This is a genomic window from Roseateles sp. GW821-FHT02E12 (assembly GCF_059421665.1).
This window is the reverse complement of record NZ_JBWKVK010000004.1, coordinates 465,203-487,065: the sequence shown is the minus strand read 5'-3', so window position 1 is coordinate 487,065 and position 21,863 is coordinate 465,203. Positions and strand designations below refer to the sequence as shown.

Here is a 21,863-nt window from a genome sequence, read left to right as displayed (position 1 = left end):
TGGGTGCTTGGTGAGTTTTCACCATGAGTGGGCGATTCGGCCGCCAATACATTCGTGGCGGCCATCCAATGACGCACGCCTCCGCAAGCACGCATGAAAACGCTGTTAGATCTTCATCCAACTGCTCTGGACCAAAACTTGGCTCGCAGCTTGTCGGAGCTTCACAAGGACTGCCTGGCGTCTTTTCTGCTTCCCAAAGAACATCGTGAAGGAAGAGAGCGACTTCTCGGCACTGGCTTCTTCGTGGCTACACCCGACGCCACCCTGGCAAGGCTCTACACAGCCAGGCACGTGCTTGAAGAATTCGATCACACCCACGGTCGCATCACGGTCGACACCACCGGCGTGAAACTGGGTGACATCGGACTGCGCAGTTTGCATCCGACGTTGGACTTGGCGCGCTGGGACATCCCTTCAAACGCCCTGATCGAGCAAGGCCTCACGCACGTTCCGGGTCTGCCGATCTTCCCGCGTGAGATGGCGCGCGATGCATTCGAGCCAACCGACTCTTTCATGCTGCTCGGCTATCCAGGATCCAAAAACGCCTCCTTGGATTTCAGAGAAGGCCAGCGACCCGACCGGGCTATCTTGGCGTTGGCACTGCACGGGTCAGTCCTTGACGCGCAAACGGGTGTCCGCACCTTCGAGTACAGAGGCAAGGCGACGCCCGAAAAATGGAACCCGGCGGTGACAAACCCGCCGGCACTGGCTGGGATGAGCGGCTCACCGTGCCTACGTTTCGTGCACGAACGGAAAAGCGGTCGGCTGGCTGTCGTTCTGGCAGGGGTGTTTTACGCGTGGTCGAGCCGCAGGCACGAGCTCAGCGTGGCAGCCCTTGGTGATCCATGGATGGACTTGCCCAACGACGACCCTGAAGCTCTGAACCTCTGATAGAGCCGGACATGGAATTCGAGCACGCCAAGTTCCTTGGCCTCGGACGTTGCTTGATCAGGTAGAGCCCGTCATCCAGGTCCTTAAACGGCCTATTTGCCCTCCCTGCATTCGATTGTTGAAGGGGTCTCTGCCGGCCAAACTAGGCGGTATCCCCTGCACGGCGCGCCGTCGCAGGTGCCAGGGGAGGGTAGCCACCCAATGCGCTTTCACGGTCTCGGCCCAGATACTCACCACACGGCGAAATTAGGTCGATCTGCAGGCGAGGGGAGGGGCCCATGAGAACGGTTTACGCGACGGTGCTGTCTATGCACGACGCCAACGACGTCCACGCGGCGCTGGATTTGGTGGGCCGGTGGATCACCGACTGGTACGCGCGGTTTCGCGTCAATGTCGATGACGTCGTCGCAGCGATCGGCGAAGGTGACATCGACGCAACGCCTATGACCGGTCACCGGCTCGTCATTCGCAGCCTGCAAACGACCGAGCGGCCGAACGAACGCGTCATCGACCTGCGCTGGAGCTATCCGGACCAGTACGACAAGAGCTTGGGCTGGCACACCAACCTGACGCTGTACCGAACAGCGGACCGGCTGGACTTGGCGTTGGAGGTGTGCGTGACAGGCCTGAGCTTCAAGGTTGCACCAGCCAACATCAAGCTGGGTTCGCCGCGGTTGGTGAGAGACATCAGCCGGCTGCGGTCTGTCTACCTCGCCGGCCGCGCGTACAACAAGACGCCCGAAGTGATCCAGGCGCCGGAAGTTGACGATTTGGTCACCGAGCTCATGCTCCCGCAGCGGGCGCACCCAGTGGTTGTGGTCTCGCGGAGGACGCGCCAGGACGCTCCGCTGATCGACAGCAGCGCGTTGGCAGAGAGCCTCGCCGGCGTCGCCAAGGTCTATGAACTGGCCGACAAGTGGGCGGCCTACAAGCTGGACGAGCTCGTGGGCCGCGAACTGGCCTGCTTTGACGGGGCGATTCGGATCTACTGGCCAGGGTTCACGCTGACCGCGAAGCCCTACGCGCATCCGCTTTGGCTTGCCAAGTCGCTTTCGACGGACGAGATGGCCGCGCGGTCCCAGCGGCAGCTGTGCACCGCGGTCTTCAACGCGGCGTCGTTCCGCTTTTCTGAACCGCAGGAAATCACGGATTTCAGGCGCCTCGCTGACCGCGAAGAACGCCAATCGGCGCGTCAGCCCGCCGCCGACGCAGCTGACGTCGACAAGCTGCTTCACGACCTCTATGACATGGAGGAGCGGCTCAAGACAGCGCAGGCGGACAACGACGCGTTGCGCGAGCAGGTGAAGCGGCACGAGGAGAACATCGCGGCACTCACGTCGCCTGGTATGTGGGATCCAGCGCCGGCGGTGGATGAGCCGGCTGCAGGGCCAGAAGCGGCTGAAGAGGGCGAGCCGGTCGTCACGGTCGCAGCCGCGGTCCGCCGCGCCGCAGAAGAAAACGACCACCTGACGTTCCTACAAAGCGCCTTCAGTTCTGCCGACGACTCGCCCTTCCGTCATCCGGAGCGTGCATTGCAGGCGCTGCAGGCGATCAATGAAGTGGCAGGCGTCTGGCAGAACAGCCTGAAGTCCAAGAAGTCGGTTGGATCTCTGAAGGACCACTTCAAGAAGCTGGGCTTCACCTATGCCGACGACGTCTCGCAGACCTCGGGCAACCGCTATAGCGACGAGTATGAGGCCAAGGACGGCGGCCGGACCTACGACATTTCCCCGCACATCACCATCGGGGCAAAGCAGGCTGACTCCTGTCTGTCGATCCACTGGGCCTGGGACGAATCGACCGGCAAGGCGGTGATCGCCCATGTCGGCCGGCACAAGACCAACACCAGCTCTTGAACGCAGACGGGGACGGCTATTTCAGTGCGGCGCAGTGGGCCTCTTGCGAGACAACAGTCTTCTTCCCAAGCGCAGTCTCGTCGTTCATATTTTCGGCTCGCATAGCCCGCAAGGGGGCGAGATTCGGCGTTCGCAGCTCGGTCGGGACCTCACGAGGGGACGCTGCCCACGCTGAACAGGTCTCCCAGACTCTCGGCGTTCTCGAGATAGAGCTGGAACTGGGGAGGCCGGTCTCGCTTCAGGTCGGTCGCAAGCCGCAGATCCTGCACGACATAGCTCGCAAGGGCCTTGCGCACTCGCAGGTTCATGGACGACCTGCCGGCGAAGTACTCTCGGCGCAACAGGCGTTGATGATCCTCACCGAAGTCAGGATGCGCCACGACCTTCAAGTTCACGAACTTGTTCCAGTCAACATCTTGACGACGTAGCTTTGGTGCTGGCTGATCCAGCGTCGTGTACGAGAGCACCCGTCCGAGGGCGAAATCGCGAAACTCTTTTCGCAGGTCGCACCACGCACGCATGTGCCAACGCCGTGGCGCGCGAACCAGGCTGTGAGGAAAGATGGATCTTTCGATCCCGCCAGGGTTCTGCATCGATCCGTAGGCAATCCAGAGGCCGGTACCGGCGCGGCACGCGGTCAACAGATCCGCGAACAGCCGCGGGTTCTCGCTCAACAGGGAAGGGCGCGCATCGACGAGGAGGTCGGAGCCGGGCAGACTGATCGATGCCCCGGACAGCAGTCTCACGTAGTCGTCGGCGGAGGTCGGAGGGACCATGTCGTCGAACCGTGGAGATGGCTTGACGGGTGCGCGTGGGGTCGCTCGGGACAGTGCCTCGCCACGCTCCGCCATGTAAGTGGCCAGCAGCCGGCTGGATTGCACTGCCTGGACGCCGAACACTTCCCGGATGCGCGCGTTTGAAAGCTCGCCCTCCCAGCGCACCAGGACGTCCATGTCCCTGATGCGCCCGGGCCCATCTTCCTGACCGCTTCCGGTGTTCATGACGTTGGAGGGTGGCACGCGAGTGATTATTCACAAGTGATAACTGTTGAAGTATACAGCGCGGGAATTGCCTAGAGTCAAGCCGGCAACAGTTATCGCGAGAGATATGTTATCGTTTGTGCTAACTAGGAATGAGAAGAGACTAACCCTCCAATGAATTGCCTCCCCTTGCTCCGACTCAGCGCACGTCTGCTGGATCTGCACGACGCGCAGCGGGAGCCTGGCAATTCGCCTGTGTACACACAGGAGGAGCGCGCTGGATGGCGGGATGGGCGCTACCTGGACCTGGCGTGCATCGTGCTCGACGTGCTGAGGCGGCTCGCGCACGAGTCCGGCAATGAATTCATTGGATTCGACGCGCTTCTGATCTCCGTCCGTGAGGTGGACTCGCAAGTCGATCCCGAGGAGCTTCGGTACGTCCTCAATGTGCTCGCACGACCGACGGAGCTGTGGGCGATCGACCGCTCCGATGGGAGGGCCGACCTGGTCAGCGACAAGCAGACGCACTTGGTGGAGCGGACGCACTACGCCGAGGACTATCGGCTGACCTCCACCGGCCGGGACGCGATCAGCGTCTCTTCCAACATCAGCGATTTCGCCTATGCGGAAGGTGATGCCCTCAAGCTGCTGCGCGCCATCGAGTCCGGTGATTTTGATGTGGTGCCGTCCTTCTCCGACGGCCTGTTGGACACGATTCGGTTCGCCAGCGTGGAGCTGCGCCAGGAGATCGAGCGCGGCCAGGTGGACCAGGACTCGGAGGTGTTCAAGGTCAAGATGCCGAGATTCCGAGACGTCATCGAGAAGACCTCGGAACTCCTGCGCCAGGCCGAGGCCCGGCTGAAGTCCTTGCGGGCAACGGACAGCGACGAGCTCGATGACACGCTGGCCGTCGATGTGTACGACATTGAGCACCAGGTCTTGCGGGTCTACCAAGCGCTGGAATCGTTCGGGCGCGATTTGGCGGAGCTGACGAAGATCGCCGCCAAGCGCCGCACGTCGGCGGTCAGCGCCACCGATTTCCTTGAAGTGGCGTTGAACTTGGTCAAGCGTCCGCCCTCCGACCGACAGCTCGAGTCGCTGTTTCGCCGGTTTGGCCCGCTTCGTCTCGATGGGATCTTTCCCTCGCCGGCGGATGTCCGGGGCAGGGTGCGGATCTCGCTGACCAAGGAAGAGATGGCACCGCGCTTCGAAACCGCCGTCGGCGCCGCCCAGGTTGTCGACACCCGCTTGAGGTTTCTTGGCGAGTACGGCGATGTCATCCGGTCTCGCCTGGCGTCCGGGCCGCTGCCGCTGTCCGAGGCGCTGGAACGTGGGTGGTGTGTCCTGGATGGCACGCTCGAGTTGGCGGAGCTGCTGGGCGTCTATGTCGCCCCTTGGGCGCTGAGCGAGGACGATCCCATTGAACTTCGCATCCCGTGCGAGGTGGCGACCCGGTCCGATGACGTAGTTGGCGAGTTGATCTGTTCCGACCTGGAGTTGGCGAGAGTCGAGAGGAGCGCATCAGCATGAACCGAATCGAGATGGGCCGCGTCCAGGCCTTCCTGCTACAGCATCGCCGCATGGAGACCATCCCGCGAGGGAAGGGGCGCGCGGACGAGCGTGAGCTGGCCCGGCTGCTGAACGACGCCGACCTGGAGGCGCGCACCGAACTCGAAGGTCTCCTGCAGGGGTTCGGGTTCGATCTCGTGGCACTGGACGACTTCCAGACGCAGGGACTGGCCCACGGGGGCAAGGTCTTCTTGTTGCCGCGACGCCTGGATCAGGTGAGCGCGCTGTTCAGCGAGCGATGGATCGACGAACGCATGCAGCTCAAAAACGAGACCATCACAACGCGCCGCATCTGGTTCACCCAGCTCTGGTTCGTGCTGCTCGCGCTTTTCTACACCCATCGGCACCGCGTCGCCACGGAGGTGACGCGCTATGTGGAGACGACCTTCACGCGTGCCGACCTCGTCCAGGCCATGCACGAGTACATCAACGACATGGTCCGCAAGCTCGGCCAGGATGCGCTGCAAAGTGACGCGGTCTACAACTGCCTGATCTCGGAGAGCGGCACCCAGGTGGACAAGTACGCGGGTCGGTTCATCGAGCTGATGGTGGACGGCGCGCAAGTCGACGGCCTCGGGGCGGACCGCTACCGCCAGTCACTGCTCGGCGCGCTGGAGATGAAGAACAACCATCTACAAGGTCTCGAGCCCTGGATCCAGGCCACAGGCCCCCTTGAAGCGGGTCGTGAGCTGCTGGTACGCCCCACCGATTCTTCCGAAAGCTGAGAACCCCATGGCGCTCATCAACCGCATCGAGATTGTCAATTACCTCTGTGAGGGGTGGGTGCCCAGCATGGGTGTCTCGAACTGGCGTCCGCTCTGGCCAGCCAACATCATCAACCTCTGTGGCGCGTCCACTGCAGTGCAGGTCCCCAATGGCGGAGGGAAAACGTCGCTGACCAACGCGGTTCTCTACCTGCTGAGCCAGGATCGCGTGCTCAAGCCTCGCTTCCTCGAAAGGTGCTCTCCGGCCGGCATGGTGGCCACCCACATCCGCATCGAGTTCGCGATCCTCCACGATCAAGACCTGACCCAGCGCGACCTGATGACGCCTGACCCGGAGAACTCGCCGGCGGAAACCTTCGTGATCGGCGTCTGCGCCAACCGCGATGACGACAGCCCGCGCTTCTACCGCTACTCGGGCGCTCTGGAGGACGTGCCGGCCTGCCGAATGGATGGCACCGCCATCGAGTTCACCACCGCGTCCGCTCTGCAAGCCGCAGTCAAGAACATCCGCGGCCAGTGGAACATCTGGAATACCGCCGCAGAGTGGGGCAAGGTCGTCGGGACGTTCATGAGCCCCGATGTGGTCAGACAGAACGTCATGTTCCATCGCGAAGGCGCCGGCGACGCGTCGGCGGCCTTCTCCAAGGTCACGTCCGGCCCCGGCGAGCGGTTCGACGAAGCCTACTTCCGCCAGATCGTCGCGCCCCAGCTCCTGATGAATGTCATGGGAGAGTCGGCCGAGGAGGACGAGCGCAACGTCGAAGACACCATCATGAGGTCGATGAGCAGCTTCATCGACGCCAAGCTGCAGGTGGAAAGCAAGGAGGCCTACCTCGAGGGCCGCGAGGCGCTGGAGGCCGAGCTTCGGCCGGTACTGGACGCTGCCGGCAAGATCGAACACGCCTGGAATGCCTACCAGACCCAGTTGCAGACCCTGGCCGTCGATGCTGCCTTCCTGGCACGCTTCGTCGACGACAGAGATTCCAGGGTGCCAGGCGTCCCCAACGCCCTGGGAGAGTTCTCGCTGAGCGCCAAGATCCGGGAGTGCCTGAAGACCATGGTCTTGGACAAGGACGGCAGCGTGCTGATCGAAAGCTCCGGCCTGGCCGCGCTCCTCGGGCAACCGACCGGTCACCTGAACCAGCTCGCCGGTCGGGTCACAGCCACCAAGGGCGCCGTTGCAACCCACTCGGTCAGCTCGCAAGTTGTTGATTTGTATTGTGATATCAAAGATTCCGAGGGCCGTGGCGGCCAGCGCAAGGCGCTTCGGTACTACGACCTGACGTCGGCGCGTGAACTCGCATCGCGCCGTCAGGAAGCCGCATCCGACCTGCTCGCGGTGTTGGACGAGGCGTTCGAGTTCGCCAGGTCCATGCTGGACACGAATGTCTTCCGCCATGAGGTGCGGCGCCTGGCGCGCAGGAAAGGCACGCTGAAGGAGGACATCGCCGAAGCGGAGCGCACCGGACGGGCCGCAGACGCCGAGAAGGAAGGCCTGGAGCGGCAGGTCACCGAGTGGCGCGAGAACCAGGGGGCGTACCAGGAGTTCTGCGAAAAACTTCATCTGCTGCCCCAGGACTTCCACGATGCCCCGGCACTTGTCCCGGCCTGGCTGGAAACGCAGACGAAGGTGCGCACTGATGCCGTCAGTCAGCACATCAAGCGTGTCGGAGAACTGTCGGGCGGGTGGGTGGAGCTCAAAGAAGTTCGCAATGACCTGGGCCTGATCGGCATCGAAGATCGCATCGCCGAACTGCAAACCGAACGCACCACAGTCGAAACCGTCAAGGCGAACCGGTCGGCCGACGTGCAGACCGCGCAGGCAGCGTGTGACGACGGGGCAAAGGCAGCATCCGAATTGCGCCGCGACATCGCCAGCGCGGTGGCGCAGCTCGGCACGCTGTCGGAACACCGCGAGGCGTTTGAAACGTTTGTCGGCATATTCGGCAAGGTGGACCCGCAGAAGGTTGCTCCCCCAGTGGATGAACAACGGCAGCTGGGCCAGAAGCGCCAGCAGTGGGACGGGCAGCGCCGCACCAAGGTGCAGACCCAGGAGACGCTGCAGCGCCTTGCAAGCGCCACGCGCGACTTCAAGCGGTTCTTCGGCGATGTCGACCCGCTGACCGCATCGCCGCAGCGACACCATGAAACCCTGTTGGAGGCGCTGAGCGCCGCCCAGGCGGAGTACGCCCAGCACCAGCCGTTGGCGGAGAGTCTGGAGGAGCACCTGGAGCGAACGGGACAGGATCCCGGCGTTTGGCTGCGGGACACGGACACCGCTCACGCCGCTGCACTGGAGCGGGCGCGGCAGGCGCGCGCGCTAGTCGCAGGGCTGGACCTCGAGCTGGCGGCGCTCGACAACCTCGAACAGGTCGGCAACGCGGAATACGCCTCAGCCCATGGCGCCCTTGAGGCGGCGGACGTTCGCGTCGGCCGTGTCCTGGATGTGATCCTGGGTCTCAATCTGCCGAAGGATGACGCGCTGCCCCTGCTGGCCGCGCTGGGGCCGTTGCTGGATGCTCCCGTGGCTGCGGACATGCACCAGGCGGAAGCGGCGCTGTCCGTCCTGCAACGCGGCGATCATGACGTGCCTGTGCTGCTGCTTGATCCGCTGGTTGAGCGGCTCAAGCAGGGGCCGGGTCACCACACAGCGACGTCGGCATCCCTGGGATTCTTTGCGGGCGCCAAGTCCCGGCGGATGCGCGCCATCGTTGATCCGCAGGCGTTGGCGGAGGAGCGCGAGGCGCTTGCCCGGAAGCGGCAGGAGCAGGAGGGGCACCGGCAAGCCGCCATGGTGGCAGCCGAGTCGCTCACCCCGCACACCGACGCCTACCGCCAGGCCGTGCGCGCCCAGGACGCCCAGAAGCGTGGCTCGGTCGCCAAGGCCGGTGCTGCCAAGGCCGAGCTCGGGGCTTTGGAGAAGGCGCTCGAAGCATCCAAGCGCCTCGTGTCCACCGAAGCCCTGGCACTTCTCCAGGACGCCCGGAAGTTCGTGCAGGCCGGCGGCGATGAAGCCCTGGCCGCGGTGACCCTGGACATCGAAGAACTCGCCGGGCAGCTCGTCAAGCTGGAGGAGCGGGTGGCGGAGATCACTCCCTTGATCACGAGGGAGGCGATCGTCGCGCACGATGGCGCGCGCAGGTTCGTGCTGGCGGGCGGGCACGAGACGTTCCAGGCGCTGAGCGACAAGCGGTTGTTGCTTGAACAGCAGGTCGGGGCGATTGACGCCGAGATGCCGGCGCGCGCGATAAGGTTGGCGAAGTGCCAGTCCGATTTCATCGTGGCCAGCGCTCGTGAGCTCGCCTTCATGTCTACGTTCCAGACCACGCTGGATCGGCTGGTGCGGGCACAGAAGTTCGAAGCGGACGGTCATGGGGCCTTCATGGAAACCCAGGCCCGTGTCCTGGTCGGACTCGAGGAACTCCGCGATGCGCTCGATCCGCTGAAGAAGCTCAACTATCAGCGCGCGCACGACTTCAAGCAGCATCAGGGGCAGGACGAGGCGGCTCTGCAGCGTCTGATCGGTGAGGCGAAGGCGCGCCGCACGGAGGCGGTCAACAAAGCGATCCGTCTGGGCGGCGAGGTAGAAGCCTTGGAGGGTGACATCGCAGAAACGCAGCTGGCCTCGGACGCGCTGCACGAGCTCGCCTTCTTCCTGCGCAACCGCAGGAATGCCGCGGCGCCGTTCGAAGAGGATCTGAGAAGCCGCGACGTCGGCAGCTCGCCTGCGGAGGCCCATGAGGCCTACCAGGCTATGGAATATCTGCGGTGGCAGTTGCGGGACTGGCGTCCCGGCCAGGGGCGGTTCGACCGCACTGCCATCAGTGTGGTTCGCGCAGAGGTCGAAGCCATGGACATCGCTCGCACCGGCAAGGAGGTCGGCGACGCCCGCAAGCACGCCACGCGCGCCAGGTCAGACTTCGAGCGGGTCCGCGGCGAGTTTTGCACCAAGGCGCGCGCATCGACCAGCGGTGGCTTCTCAGAAGGCGAGATCGAGGCCATCCAGACCGCCAACACGACTGCGGAGCTCTCGGAGCTGGCCAAGATCAGTGAACGCCTGCACGATCAGCTGAAGGCAGAGAAGGCGGACCTCGAGCAGCTGCAGCAGTCGACCCAAGTGATCGAGTCGGCGAGCATCGATACGCTGACGAGGTTGGTCGAGAGCTGCAAGGGCAACCTGGTGACCATGAATGCCGTGATGGCGCGCAACCCGAAAGCCCGTTTCACGATCAAGGCCGAGGTCATTGCGACGGAAAGCATCAAGAAGCTGATGGAAGACCTGCGCGATCACATAGAGGGCCGCAAGCGCGAGGCCAAGGACCGGCAGAAGCTGACCCGTAGCGTCGGCGAGCACAACGTCCGCACCGACATCCGCCGCGCGCTGATCGAGCGGATCTTCGTCGATCCTTCTGTCGAGTTCATCCATGTCGGCATGTGGGAAGGCAAGGAGCGGCCGGTTCAGCCTGGCATGTCCGAAGGACAGAAGTCGGCCCTACAGATGCTGTGGCTCATCCGCGAGTCCGAGTACCACCTGGAATGCGCGGTGCGCCGGCACTTGGGTGGCGGCTCCAAGAAGCGGCTGCGCAGCCGATCGCAACGCGTCCTGTTCTTCGACGGTCTCTTCAGCAACCTGACCGATCGTCGTCTCATCGACGAGGCGTTCAAGGGGCTGGGTGAGGCCGACAGCAGCCTGCAGCTGATCGGGCTCATCCACAACCCCGAGTACCGCAACAACTCGAATATCTTCCCGACCTATGTCGTTGGCCGGCGCGTCGGCAACCGCGATACGGAAGGCGGGCGCAGCTACATCCGGTTCGAAGACGGGCGGCCGGAGGGCTCGATGGGTCTGGCCACCTTCATGCACAAGCGCCAACCGAACGGCAACGGGGCGCTCGATGGATGATGTCGTCGGCCCTTTGCTCGTGTGGTTGCGTCGGACCTCGGGTCCCAAGGGGCGCAAGCTTCTTGCGGCCGACGTGGCCTCTCGCGCGGCGCAGGCGATTCGGACGGACCTGGTCTCTGTCTACGACGCGTTGCGACAGCTGCGGGCGAGCGAGTTGGTCTCGTACAAGCCCGACACGATGGGGATTCCGTATGCGGGCTACCTGACCGTCGTCCCCGCCGCGGTCGATGTATCGTCGACGGAGACGGCCTGGCGCGAGGCCCTCGCGGCAGTCACGGACGACGCTCAACTCGCCGACGCCCTGGCGGTGTCGCATGCGCTCTTCGATGGCCTGGAGGCCCTTGATATGCACCATGTCATCCAGGGACTGATTCGAATCCGGGGCGCTGCGGCCTCGTTGGAGGACGAGTTCGGATTCAGCGTGAGCGCGCAGCACATCCTCGGCTCCTCCAAGGTGTTGAGCCGCCTGCCGCTGGCCACGCTGAGGCTGCTGGGGGTGGATCGACTGCCGTCGACGCCTCGATACCTGGTGGTCGCTGGCCCACCGCAGCCCGTGGCTGTTCTCTTCATCGAAAACACGACCAGCTTCGAGGTGGCGGTGAAGGCCGGGCTCGACGCGCAAGTGGCCCTGATCGCGGCGTACGGCTACGGCCTGAACATGATGTCGGACAGCAGTGCTGGCCTGGCGTTGTTGGAAAGCGTGAGGAGCAGGGGATGTGAGGTGCTGAGCCGCACTGGAAGCGGGCACAGCCTGGATCAGCTGTTTGGCCACCCACGGATGTTTTTTTGGGGCGACCTCGACCGGGAGGGGCTGCGAATCGCGATGGCCCTGAGGCAGCATTTGCCACAGCTGGAACTCAGCGGTTTATATGCGCCGATGCGGGCATTGGGCGCTCGGCGCGAGTCCTCGCATCCCTACGTTGGGCTCAGCGGCAAGGCGCTGCAAGCGGCCTGGATACCCGCGGGCGACAGCTTGCTGGACGGCCTCGCAGCTGCCTGCAACGACCGCGCGGTCGATCAGGAGACCCTTGACGTCAGGCAGTACAAGCCGCTGGCCCATGTGGGCTTGGCCGAAGCGTCGAGTCTGGCGCTCGGTGCTTGAGGCCATCCACGAATCGCAACAATTGAGAAGATCGCGGCCTCTGGCGGCCATGCAAGTCGGGCAGTCGTGACCAGCCGACGCAAGAACTCGCTGGGGCAGGGCGCCCAGGCGCCGGGGGAGGGCGGCGAGGCTTGGAAGTAGGGCGGTTCGGTGCCCAGTCAGCCGGAGTAGGGCGGTAGCACAGCGCCGCCAGAACCGAGCCGTTGGTGAAAACCAATGGGAATTGAGGGGAGAAGCAATGCCAGATTACGTCTGCTCAGCGTGTTTTGAGGACGAGGACCTGAGCGCGTGGATAAGCCGGAACGGCGAGCACCAGCGTTGTGATTTCTGCGGCAGGATCGATGCGCCGGCCGTCGAGTTCAAGGGGGTCAGCGACTTCATTACAGCGTGCATTGAAAAGTACTGGGGCCGAGCGGTCGACCAGATGCCCTATGAGACCGCCGAAGGCGGCTATATCGGGGGCAACACGTGGGACACCTACGACCTGCTCAGAGACGAGATCGCGCTTTCCCTTCCGCGGGACCACAAGGGAAAGCTTTTCTACGCCTTGCTGCACGCGCTTCCGGATGAGACATGGTGCGACCACGATTGGACCTGCCTGGATCTTGATCAGGCGCTGCTGACGAGCTGGGAGAGCTTCTGCGAGACGGTGAAGCACAGGCGCCGCTTCTTTTTCCACAGCACCGGATCAGACGATGTCGATTCATACACGCCGGCTTCGCTGCTCGCCACGATCGCAAGCGCAAGCCGGGAGATGGGCCTTGTCAGGGAAATAGAGGAGGGCACGTCCCTCTGGCGTGCGCGAACGAATCTGCCGTCTGACCGACGGGAGCTGGCCAGTGAATACGGCACGCCGCCTCTCGAGTTTGCGACCCAGAGCAACCGCATGAACCCGCCTGGCATCCCCATGCTCTACGTGGCTTCGTCCCGCAGAACGGCGGTCATGGAAACGCGGGTAACGCGCGCCGACGTTGGCAGATGGCTGGCGTTGAAGCCTCTTCGGGTGCTGGATCTGCGCGAGCTCCCGGCGGTCCCGGGCTTGTTTTCAGAAGTCGGGCGCCAGCGGCGCCTGGTGCTTCAATTCCTGCACGCTTTTGCCGCCGACGTCATGAAGCCGGTCGAGCGTGATGAGCGCGTGCACATCGACTATCTGCCGTCCCAGGTGGTGACCGAGTTCCTGCGCGACTTTGCTTTCCCTGGCGGCCGACTGGACGGTATCGCCTATGGCAGCACGGTTCATAGGCAGGGCTGGAACGTCGTCCTCTTTGCAGAGCCTGTGCATCTCGGCTTGCAGGAATCCAACTGGCGAAAGGTGGACCCTTGGTTGAGATTTGACGGCGCATCAGCGTTCAGTACGGAAAGCTGAAGCGGCTTTTGCGGCGAGCGAGCTGCCGGACCTAGTAGCTTGACGCACTAACCATAAAAGTCTGCTTCCCCCGGAGGTCTCGACTTGAAGCGCTTGTGCAGCCAGAAGTATTGATAAGGCTGGCGCCGGATCTGGGCTTCGATGACGGCATTCATGCGCGCCGCATCCGCAGCTGCGTCATTGGTCGGGAAGTTGTCCAGCGCAGGCTCGATAACCAAGGTGTAGCCGGTAGCCTCGCGCCTTGGGTAGCAAGGCAGTACTGCCGCGCCAGCGACCATGGCCATGCGCGAGAGGCCGGTGATGGTCGCGGCGTTCACACCGAAGAAGGGCACGAAAACTGAGTCTCGGTGTCCGAAGTCCTGGTCAGGCAGGTAGTACAGCCGGTAGCCGTCCCTCAGCGCACGAATGACGGCGCGTGTGCCTTGCTGTCGCGAAAAGATGATGCCGGTACCCAGCCGCAGCCGGCGGGTCCGGAAGAACTCGTCCAGCCAGGGGTCCTTTTGGCGCGAGTAGATGCTGACGAGTTCCGTCTCCAGCGACACGCGCAGGCCGGCCAGGTCCAAGCCGGTGAAGTGCGGCATCATCAAAATCACCGGTCTGCCTTCGTGCTGTTTCAGATGCTCCAGGCCTTCGATGCGCATCAGGCGCCGCAGGCGTTCGGGCGACGCAAACCAGCAGTACCCGTACTCCAACAGCATCTGAACCATGGCGACGAAATGACGCCGAAGCAGCCGGGTGCGATCGGCCTCAGTCCAGTCAGGCAGGCAACGTCTGAGGTTTACTCGACCGATGTGGCGCCGGGAGGACGGGATCGAAGCGATGAGGTGGCCAACGAGCCAGCCCAGGGCCGAAATCGCCTTGAACGGTAGCCAGCTCAACAGCCAAACACAGGCAACGGTCGCTTTGAAGAACACTGAAGGACTCTTGTAGCTATGCAGATGCGGATCAGCGCTGAGCCGGCACAAAACCGGAGGTCAACGCTGTGTGAGGCGGCCGTCCGCGTGGAAATGGGTGGTCAACGTTGTTCTCAGTGCGCCAGCGGGGGTCAACGCTGTGCGGACTGCCGACGGCGTGCAGGTCTGCACGACGGGGCCGGCGCTGAGGACAGGTCTGTGCCACAGTGCCAACCAGCTCACCGGGCCGTACGCTAACGTTGGGCGAAACGGCCACAAGTAGGTGAAGGTTGGACAGGACGACCACGCCCAACGTTGCTGTCATATCGGCGGCCACCGCCGGTAAACGTTGGGCGACGGATCCAAGGCCCCCACGGCGCATCATCAGGCGGCTCCGCCGGAGGACATCGGTACAGGGATCACGTTGTCCAGCCAGTTCGGGGTGCTTGGCATCCAGCCCATCCAAACAACAATTGTCATTTTACATAATGCACATTGTCGATATTCTGTGTCAGGGGGTGAGCGTTCGCGGGCTGGGAGTTCATAGCCAAGTGGCTGCTGCATGGGAATCCGGCCACGTAGTGGGAAGCGCGTCTAGCCACATGCTCTTGACCTGAGCCAACTGGCTACACAGTGGCTATTGCCCACCTGAAAAGCCAACACGCAGCCCAATCGCAACTCGGAACGTCCCACACTTTGCGGACGCGCCACGACGCCAAGACTTGCCCCGGCACGGCTCTGGATCTATGACACGGCCTAGACAAATGTTTCGGAGCAAAGGATGCCCAAGTCCACTTCAATTGTCGAAGGCACCGACTCTGCAGAAGGTCAAGGCAGCCCTGCAGTACGTGGCCCTGGATCGAAAGCTGGTAGACCCAGTCAGCAAGAGGTGCCAGACCCCTTTTGGCTGTGTGTCCTGATCGCAGGCATCGGTGGAACGCTGCCCACGCTGACCCGTTTGGCGACCTCTCTGATTGGAAGCACGACCGCAGATCTACCTACGACCGGTTTTTGGGCAGGCGTTGCCATCTACTTCATCGTTGGCGCTGTTATGTGTTGCGCCACCAAGGAACGAGCTTTGCGAAACGCATTGTTTGCCGGCATCGCCGCGCCTGCACTTCTGCTGAGCGGAACCTACGGTACGGATAGAGACGCTAAAAGAACGCCGCGCGACTCAAACGCGCCTGCAGCCGTCCCTCTTCCCCAGAAGGAAAAGATAGAGAAAACCTCAGTCGACCTGTTGGACTTGCTCGTGAAGAGAGCCGTTGCCGCAGAGAAAAGAGTTTTTGCAGAGGATGCGCCGCCGCGGGCATCGAGAGAGTGCTTGATCCATGATGACGACCTCAAAGAGCAGGGCACCATCTACGCCTACCAAGTCGAGTTCATTCGGACTGGGGCCCCTAACTGGTCCATTGAGGATTCCCCAAACCCCTGGACACTTGATATGACGTGCCAGAGAGGCTCAATAGCCTGGGGCATCATGCACCTAGACAACAGCCTTGTGTTCCGCTCCAGGTCTCCCGTCACAAAGATCCAACTGGAAAACCGCAAGGATTTCATTCCCTCCACCAACTTGCCCGCCAACACCGGCGGAACAATTCAGATCAGCTTGGTGATGGAAACAAAGAAGGGCTTTTTCTGGGCGCTCGGCGGCCAAGGCCATACTCGTATTGCTTCCTACGAGGCGAAGTTCATTCCGTCCAAAGCAGCGAACTGACACTTGTGCCAGGCACGGCTCGGTCGTCGAAGTTTGCCGAGCACGCTGGCGTCTCGCCGGTTCATGAGGCAGCCCCAATTCCGATGGCCACAGGCATGGAGACCATCCACGGGATGTCGTTCGGCCCGCGCTTGACAAAGCCGAAGTGGAAGGACGACTAGCCCACCGACATCTCGTCATCGGTCTGGTCGGGGCTGATGACGACTGGTCGATGGTGCTAGTGACCTCATCTAAAGCGTAAAGGCGGCTCTGCTGCGCATCCTCTTGCCGCAGACCTCGCCGCCACCGGTAGCAATCTGGTTCATCCAGCTAGGAGTGGTGCGGCTTGCGGGATTCCGCGACGGAGGCAGGCCAAGGGCCTGCGGTCATCTTTCACGCAAAGCACCGTTGCCGGCGTTGCCGCACCGGTACCGCATCGTTCCATGCCGGCAATGCATAGGGTTAACCCTGTTTATCCAGGTAAAAACCCTAAGATGGCGCTGCATCAACAAAGAAAGGGAAACAAATGGAACTGCTGATCGTTGCTCTGACGCTCTCGACCGTGGCTGTCATCGCTCAACTGGCTGACATCACCACCAAGCGCGACTGAACTCGCTACTCAACCGACCTAAGGGCTGCATCTGCAGCCCTTTTGTTTTGCCTGATCCCGCGTGCGACATATGAAATTGACATAGCTAACGCCGAAATTTCGATATTTCAGAACTAGCAGCCCCTCCTAAGCTTCGGCCGTTCCTGCACCAGTTACGGCCCATGCGAATCACCAAGCTGACGACGTACCGCCTCGCCCCGAGGTGGATGTTCCTGAAGATCGATACCGACGCCGGCATCAGCGGCTGGGGCGAGCCCGTCATCGAAGGCAAGGCGCGCAGCGTCGAGGCCGCGGTGCATGAGTTCGAGCCCTATCTGATCGGCCAGGACGCCTCCCGCATCAACGACCTCTGGCAGGTCATGTACCGCGGCGGTTTCTACCGCGGTGGCGCCATCCTGATGAGCGCCATTGCCGGCATCGACCAGGCACTCTGGGACATCAAGGGCAAAGCCCTGGGCGCGCCCGTCCACGAACTGCTGGGCGGCCTGGTGCGCGACAGGATGAAGGTGTACTCCTGGGTCGGTGGCGACCGCCCGGCCGACGTCATCCGCGACATCAAGCGGCTGCGCGAAGGCGGTTTCGACACCTTCAAGATGAACGGCTCCGAGGAGATGGGCCTTATCGACAGCGCCCGCAAGGTGGACGAGGCCGTCGCCCGCATCGCCGAGATCCGCGAAGCCTTCGGCCACGACATCGAGTTCGGCATCGACTTCCATGGCCGCATCGGCGCGCCGATGGCCAAGGTCATGCTGAAGGCGCTGGAGCCCTACCGGCCGCTGTTCGTTGAAGAGCCCGTGCTGGCCGAGCAGGACGAAACCTACGCGCGCCTGGCCCAGCACACGGCCATCCCGCTGGCGGCCGGCGAGCGCATGTACTCGCGCTTCGAGTTCAAGCGCGTCTTCCAGGCCGGTGGCCTCGCCATCGTGCAGCCCGACCTGTCGCACGCCGGCGGCATCACCGAGTGCATGAAGATCGCCTCTATGGCCGAGGCCTACGACGTGGCCCTGGCGCCGCACTGCCCGCTGGGCCCCATCGCACTGGCGGCCTGCCTGCACGTGGACTTCGTCTCGCACAACGCCGTGCTGCAGGAGCAGAGCATGGGCATCCACTACAACCAGGGTGGCGAGCTGCTCGACTACGTGCTGAACAAGGAAGACTTCCACGTCGAGAACGGCTACATGAAGCCGCTGACCAAGCCGGGCCTGGGCGTGGTGGTGGACGAGGAAAAGGTCATCGAGGCCAGCAAGAACGCGCCGGACTGGCGCAACCCGCTGTGGCGCCACGCGGACGGGAGCGTCGCCGAATGGTGATGAACGAAGACGCACGCCTGATCGCGCTGGACTGGGGCAGCACGCGGCTGCGTGCCTTCCTGCTCGGCGTGGACGGCGCCGTGCTCGCCTCGCGCCAGTCCGAGCAGGGCGCCTCGACGCTCTCCGGCACCGTCGCTTTCGCCCAGGCGCTGGCCGCCGTGACGGCTGACTGGCCCCAACTCTCGCAGCTCGCCTGCGGCATGGTGGGCAGCCAGCACGGCTGGAAAGAGGCGCCCTACGCGCCCTGCCCGGCCGACGCTGCCGCGCTGGCCCGCCAGGCGCTGCAGGTTGACTCGCGCTTCTGGATCCTGCCCGGCCTGATGCACGACGGCGCCCAACCCGACGTCATGCGCGGCGAGGAGACGCAGATCGTCGGCGCCCTCGCCTTGCACCCCGAACTGGCCGAACAAGCCTGCCTAGTGCTGCCCGGCACGCACTCGAAATGGGCCCGCGTCGAAGCCGGCCGAGTGACGGGGTTTGCCACCCACATGACCGGCGAGCTGTACGCGCTGCTGCGCCAGCACTCGGTGCTGGCCCGCCTGATGCCGGTGGACGGCGGTGCGGCGCCCTCCCCTGATGCCTTCCTGGCCGGCGTCAACGCCGCACGCCAGGACGGCGCCTTAGGCCACCAGCTCTTCGCCGTGCGCACGCTGGGCCTCTTCAAGCGCCTGCCCGCCGAGCAACTGCCCGACTACCTCTCCGGCCTGCTCATCGGCCACGAGATCGCCCATGAGCTGAAGGCCTCAGCGCCCGAGCGCCTGGCGCTTATCGGCGAGCCGGCGCTGTGCGAGCGCTATGCGCTTGCACTTGGCCAGTTCGGCCTCGCGGCACCGCTGCAACTCGACAACACCGCGCCCGCCGGCCTGTGGCGGCTGGCGCAAACCATGGGGCTTTGACATGCTCGACCAGGCACTGCAACAACTCCCCCTCGTCGCCATCCTGCGCGGCGTGAAGCCCGACGAAGTCGAGGCCGTCGCCGACGCCCTTTACGTCGAAGGCTTTCGCGTCATCGAGGTGCCGCTGAACTCGCCTCAGGCGCTGGACTCCATCGGCCGCCTTGCGCGCCGCATGCCCGACGACGCACTGATCGGCGCCGGCACCGTGCTCAGCGCCGACGCCGTGCGCGACGTGCAGATCGCCGGCGGCCGCCTCATCGTCATGCCGCATGCCGACGTCGCCGTCATCCGCGTGGCCAAGGCCCGCGGCCTGGCCTGCGTGCCGGGTGCTGCCACGCCGACCGAAGCCTTCGCCGCGCTGCAGGCCGGTGCCGATGCGCTCAAGCTCTTCCCGGCCGAACTCGTCACGCCCGCTGTGCTCAAGGCCATGCGCGCCGTGCTGCCCAAGGAGCTGCGCCTGCTGCCCGTGGGCGGCATCACGCCCGACACGATGACCGTTTACCGCAAGGCGGGCGCTTCTGGCTTCGGCCTCGGCTCGGCGCTGTACAGCCCCGGCCTGGCCGCCGCCGAGGTGGCCCAGCGCGCCAAGGCCTTCGTGCAGGCCTGGCAAACGTACTGAATGCGCCGCTGAACGGCGCACACAACAAGAACATCCGGAGACACCCCATGAACCGCATCCTCTCGCTGTGCGCGGGGCTGGTGCTGAGCACACTCGGCCCGGCCGCTGGTGCCGACACGCAGCTCAGGCTGGACGCCCGTGCCGATGCCCCCGCGCCGCAGACCGGCCACCTCAAGCTCGGCACGGCCCGCTCGCCCCAGGGCCACACGCTGGCTGTGAACAGCCAGTACCTGATGCGCGACGGCAAGCCCTGGCTGCCGGTCATGGGCGAGTACCACTTCACCCGCGCGCCGGCCTCGCAATGGGACGCCCAGCTGCGCCTGATGAAGGCCGCCGGTATCGACATAGTTGCCAGCTACGTGTTCTGGAACCACCACGAGGAGAGCCAGGGACGCTTCGACTGGAAGGGCAACCACGACCTGCGCCGCTTCGTGCAGCTGGCCCAGGCCGCGGGCCTGCAGGTCGTTGTGCGGCTGGGCCCGTGGGCGCATGGTGAAGCCCGCTACGGCGGCATCCCGGACTGGGTGGTCGACAAGATGCCCGTGCGCAGCAACGACGCGGAGTACATGGGCCACGTCGAGCGCCTGTACGCCGAGATCGGTGCGCAGATCAAGGGCCTGCTGTGGAAGGACGGCGGCCCCGTCGTCGGCGTGCAGATCGAGAACGAATACAACATCCGCGGCCCCGGCCGTGGCGAGGAACACATCAGCGCGCTCAAGGCACTGGCGCTGAAGGCCGGCATGGACGTGCCGCTGTACACCGTGACCGGCTGGGACGGCACCGTCTACCCGTCCGGCGAGGTCACGCCCGTGTTCGGCGGCTACCCGGACGAGCCTTGGGCGACGAGCACGCAGGAGCTGCCGCCCAAGGAGACGCACGCCTTCCGCTTCAACACCCGCGTCAGCGGCGACCTGGGCGCGCAGACCCAGTCCCATGCGCCCGGCACGGCCGAAACCGACAAGGACAAAGTGCCCTTCCTCGGTGCCGAGTACGGCCCCGGCCTGCCGGCCATGTACCGCCGCCGCACGCTGGTGTCGCCCGACGACATCGCGGCCATGCTGCCGGTGCAGATCGGTTCGGGCGTGAACCTGTTCGGCTACTACATGTTCCATGGCGGCCGCAACCCGGTCAGCGCTGCCGGCACGGGTCTGGAGGAAAGCTCCCTGAGCGGCGGCTACAACGACACGCCGCGCATCAGCTACGACTTTCAGGCGCCGCTCGGCCCCGACGGCCAGCAGCGCCCGGTGCTGGCCAAGCTGCGCCCCTTCCACTACTTCCTGCGCGAACACGGCGCGGCGCTGGCCACGATGACGGTGCGCCAGCCCGAGCGCTCGCCCGCCACGCCGGCCGACCTGCAGACGCCGCGCTGGTCCGTGCGCAGCAACGGCGACCGCGGCTTCCTGTTCTTCAACAACCACGTGCGCCAGTACGCCATGCCGGCTCAGGTCGGCGTGCGCTTCGAGATCCAGCTGCCGGGCGGCACGGTCACGCTGCCCAGCACGCCGGTCGACATCCCCAACGGCGCCTACTTCATCTGGCCCGTCAACCTCGACCTCGACGGCGTGAAGCTGCGCCACGCGACGGCTCAGCCGGTCACGCGGGTCGACGCAGGCGCGCAGGGCGTCGTCCACGTGTTTGCGACGACGGCCGGCATCCCCGCCGAGTTCGCTTTGCCGGACGGCATCAAGACGCTGAAGGCTGACGCCAACCAACTGCAACGCATCGGTACCAGCAATGGCCGGGCGGTGAGCGTGCTGCTGCTGGCCCCCGAGCAGGTTGAACAGCTGAACGTGCTGGAGATTGCCGGCCAACGCCGCCTCGTCTTCAGCGAGCAGCAGGCCTGGGTGGCCGACAGCAAGCTGCAACTGCGCGGCGTGGGCCCGCAGGCGCTGCGCGCTGCCATCTTCCCTGCCCTGCCCAAGCCGCGTGCGGCGGGCCTGCAGGTGACCCAGGACGGCCTGCTGCAGCGCCTGGAGCTGGCGGGCGACAACGCCCAGTCGACGCTGCAGATCAGCTCCACTCGCAAGGCCGGCAATGCGCCGCGCGTGCTCAAGGGCGGCCTGGCCAATGCCGCCGTGCAGCCCATCCCCGAGGCCTTTGCCACCGCCGCGACCTGGTCGCTGAAGCTGCCCGCAAAGCTGGCACCCAAGGCCGAGGACGTGCTGCTGGAGCTGGACTTCGTCGGCGACATCGGCCGCGTCTTTGCCGGTACCCGGATGCTGGACGACTGGTACTACAACGGCCAGCACTGGCAGATCGGCCTGCGCCAGTTCGCGCTGAAGCCGGGCGCCGAACTGCAGCTCAGCGTGCTGCCCCTGCGCGCCGATGCGCCCGTCTACATCGACGCCGCCCACCGCCCCGCCTTCGCCGCTGGACAGACCCAGGTGGCGGAGCTGCGCGGCGCCCGGCTGCTCACCGTCCGCCGTGTCGCGATCGCGCCCTGAACT

General features: G+C 64.4%; 14 protein-coding genes. 12 read left to right on the top strand and 2 right to left on the bottom strand.

The genetic code is table 11. The annotated features are described in order from the left end of the window. Positions 1-93 precede the first annotated feature (93 nt). Both AC07V5_RS24985 and AC07V5_RS24980 read left to right on the top strand, forming a co-directional pair. Positions 94-891, top strand: a complete 798-nt coding sequence (locus AC07V5_RS24985; protein ID WP_495118433.1) for a S1 family serine peptidase — start codon at positions 94-96, stop codon at positions 889-891. A 278-nt stretch (positions 892-1,169) separates the two neighbouring features. Continuing rightward, a complete protein-coding gene (locus tag AC07V5_RS24980; RefSeq protein WP_495118432.1) occupies positions 1,170-2,747 on the top strand; it encodes a hypothetical protein in 1,578 nt (525 codons plus the stop codon). 149 nt (positions 2,748-2,896) lie between these two features. On the opposite strand, the gene AC07V5_RS24975 is transcribed toward AC07V5_RS24980, so the two are convergent. After that, a complete protein-coding gene (locus AC07V5_RS24975; RefSeq protein ID WP_495118431.1) occupies positions 2,897-3,748 on the bottom strand; it encodes a BrxR family transcriptional regulator in 852 nt (283 codons plus the stop codon). A 168-nt stretch (positions 3,749-3,916) separates the two neighbouring features. Between AC07V5_RS24975 and AC07V5_RS24970 the strand changes: the two genes are divergently transcribed. The 5 genes from AC07V5_RS24970 (at position 3,917) to AC07V5_RS24950 (ending at position 13,392) form a co-directional block, all read left to right on the top strand. After that, a complete protein-coding gene (locus tag AC07V5_RS24970) occupies positions 3,917-5,257 on the top strand; it encodes a hypothetical protein (RefSeq protein WP_495118430.1) in 1,341 nt (446 codons plus the stop codon). Beyond that, on the top strand, positions 5,254-6,021 hold the full coding sequence (locus AC07V5_RS24965) for a hypothetical protein (RefSeq protein WP_495118429.1): 768 nt from the start codon (positions 5,254-5,256) through the stop codon (positions 6,019-6,021). Before AC07V5_RS24970 ends, AC07V5_RS24965 begins: the two co-directional genes overlap by 4 nt. 7 nt (positions 6,022-6,028) lie before the next feature. Continuing rightward, entirely contained in the window at positions 6,029-10,924 is a 4,896-nt protein-coding gene (locus tag AC07V5_RS24960) for a coiled-coil domain-containing protein (RefSeq protein WP_495118428.1), read from the top strand. Continuing rightward, positions 10,917-12,026, top strand: a complete 1,110-nt coding sequence (locus tag AC07V5_RS24955; RefSeq protein WP_495118427.1) for a Wadjet anti-phage system protein JetD domain-containing protein — start codon at positions 10,917-10,919, stop codon at positions 12,024-12,026. The genes AC07V5_RS24960 and AC07V5_RS24955 overlap by 8 nt, the downstream gene beginning before the upstream one ends. A gap of 238 nt (positions 12,027-12,264) precedes the next feature. Then, positions 12,265-13,392 (top strand): HEPN-associated N-terminal domain-containing protein, encoded by a 1,128-nt coding sequence (locus AC07V5_RS24950; RefSeq protein ID WP_495118426.1) that lies wholly within the window; start codon positions 12,265-12,267, stop codon positions 13,390-13,392. A gap of 47 nt (positions 13,393-13,439) precedes the next feature. On the opposite strand, the gene AC07V5_RS24945 is transcribed toward AC07V5_RS24950, so the two are convergent. Beyond that, complete coding sequence (locus AC07V5_RS24945; RefSeq protein WP_268153650.1) at positions 13,440-14,306, bottom strand: lysophospholipid acyltransferase family protein; 867 nt, start codon at positions 14,304-14,306, stop codon at positions 13,440-13,442. 760 nt (positions 14,307-15,066) lie between these two features. Here AC07V5_RS24945 and AC07V5_RS24940 point away from each other — a divergent pair. The 5 genes from AC07V5_RS24940 to AC07V5_RS24920 all read left to right on the top strand — a co-directional run bounded on the left by AC07V5_RS24940 (position 15,067) and on the right by AC07V5_RS24920 (position 21,860). Then, positions 15,067-16,002 (top strand): hypothetical protein, encoded by a 936-nt coding sequence (locus AC07V5_RS24940; RefSeq protein ID WP_495118425.1) that lies wholly within the window; start codon positions 15,067-15,069, stop codon positions 16,000-16,002. A gap of 750 nt (positions 16,003-16,752) precedes the next feature. Then, the gene (gene dgoD / locus AC07V5_RS24935) at positions 16,753-17,901 is read left to right on the top strand and encodes a galactonate dehydratase (RefSeq protein WP_495118424.1); all 1,149 of its coding nucleotides are present in this window, start codon (positions 16,753-16,755) and stop codon (positions 17,899-17,901) included. Further along, positions 17,901-18,797 (top strand): 2-dehydro-3-deoxygalactonokinase, encoded by an 897-nt coding sequence (locus tag AC07V5_RS24930; protein ID WP_495118423.1) that lies wholly within the window; start codon positions 17,901-17,903, stop codon positions 18,795-18,797. The genes dgoD and AC07V5_RS24930 overlap by 1 nt, the downstream gene beginning before the upstream one ends. Before the next feature lies 1 nt (position 18,798). Continuing rightward, positions 18,799-19,416, top strand: coding sequence for a 2-dehydro-3-deoxy-6-phosphogalactonate aldolase (locus AC07V5_RS24925; RefSeq protein ID WP_495118422.1), 618 nt, complete (start codon positions 18,799-18,801; stop codon positions 19,414-19,416). 47 nt (positions 19,417-19,463) lie between these two features. Further along, positions 19,464-21,860, top strand: coding sequence for a beta-galactosidase (locus AC07V5_RS24920; protein ID WP_495118421.1), 2,397 nt, complete (start codon positions 19,464-19,466; stop codon positions 21,858-21,860). The last annotated feature ends 3 nt before the right edge of the window (positions 21,861-21,863 follow it).

What these genes read in the sequence shown, in the direction of transcription:
- AC07V5_RS24960 (WP_495118428.1), top strand. Translation starts at nt 6,029, where the DNA reads ATGGCGCTCATCAACCGCATCGAGATTGTCAATTACCTCTGTGAGGGG.
- AC07V5_RS24975 (WP_495118431.1), bottom strand. Translation starts at nt 3,748, where the DNA reads ATGAACACCGGAAGCGGTCAGGAAGATGGGCCCGGGCGCATCAGGGAC.
- AC07V5_RS24940 (WP_495118425.1), top strand. Translation starts at nt 15,067, where the DNA reads ATGCCCAAGTCCACTTCAATTGTCGAAGGCACCGACTCTGCAGAAGGT.
- dgoD (WP_495118424.1), top strand. Translation starts at nt 16,753, where the DNA reads ATGCGAATCACCAAGCTGACGACGTACCGCCTCGCCCCGAGGTGGATG.
- AC07V5_RS24985 (WP_495118433.1), top strand. Translation starts at nt 94, where the DNA reads ATGAAAACGCTGTTAGATCTTCATCCAACTGCTCTGGACCAAAACTTG.
- AC07V5_RS24955 (WP_495118427.1), top strand. Translation starts at nt 10,917, where the DNA reads ATGGATGATGTCGTCGGCCCTTTGCTCGTGTGGTTGCGTCGGACCTCG.
- AC07V5_RS24925 (WP_495118422.1), top strand. Translation starts at nt 18,799, where the DNA reads ATGCTCGACCAGGCACTGCAACAACTCCCCCTCGTCGCCATCCTGCGC.
- AC07V5_RS24950 (WP_495118426.1), top strand. Translation starts at nt 12,265, where the DNA reads ATGCCAGATTACGTCTGCTCAGCGTGTTTTGAGGACGAGGACCTGAGC.
- AC07V5_RS24965 (WP_495118429.1), top strand. Translation starts at nt 5,254, where the DNA reads ATGAACCGAATCGAGATGGGCCGCGTCCAGGCCTTCCTGCTACAGCAT.
- AC07V5_RS24930 (WP_495118423.1), top strand. Translation starts at nt 17,901, where the DNA reads ATGAACGAAGACGCACGCCTGATCGCGCTGGACTGGGGCAGCACGCGG.
- AC07V5_RS24980 (WP_495118432.1), top strand. Translation starts at nt 1,170, where the DNA reads ATGAGAACGGTTTACGCGACGGTGCTGTCTATGCACGACGCCAACGAC.
- AC07V5_RS24920 (WP_495118421.1), top strand. Translation starts at nt 19,464, where the DNA reads ATGAACCGCATCCTCTCGCTGTGCGCGGGGCTGGTGCTGAGCACACTC.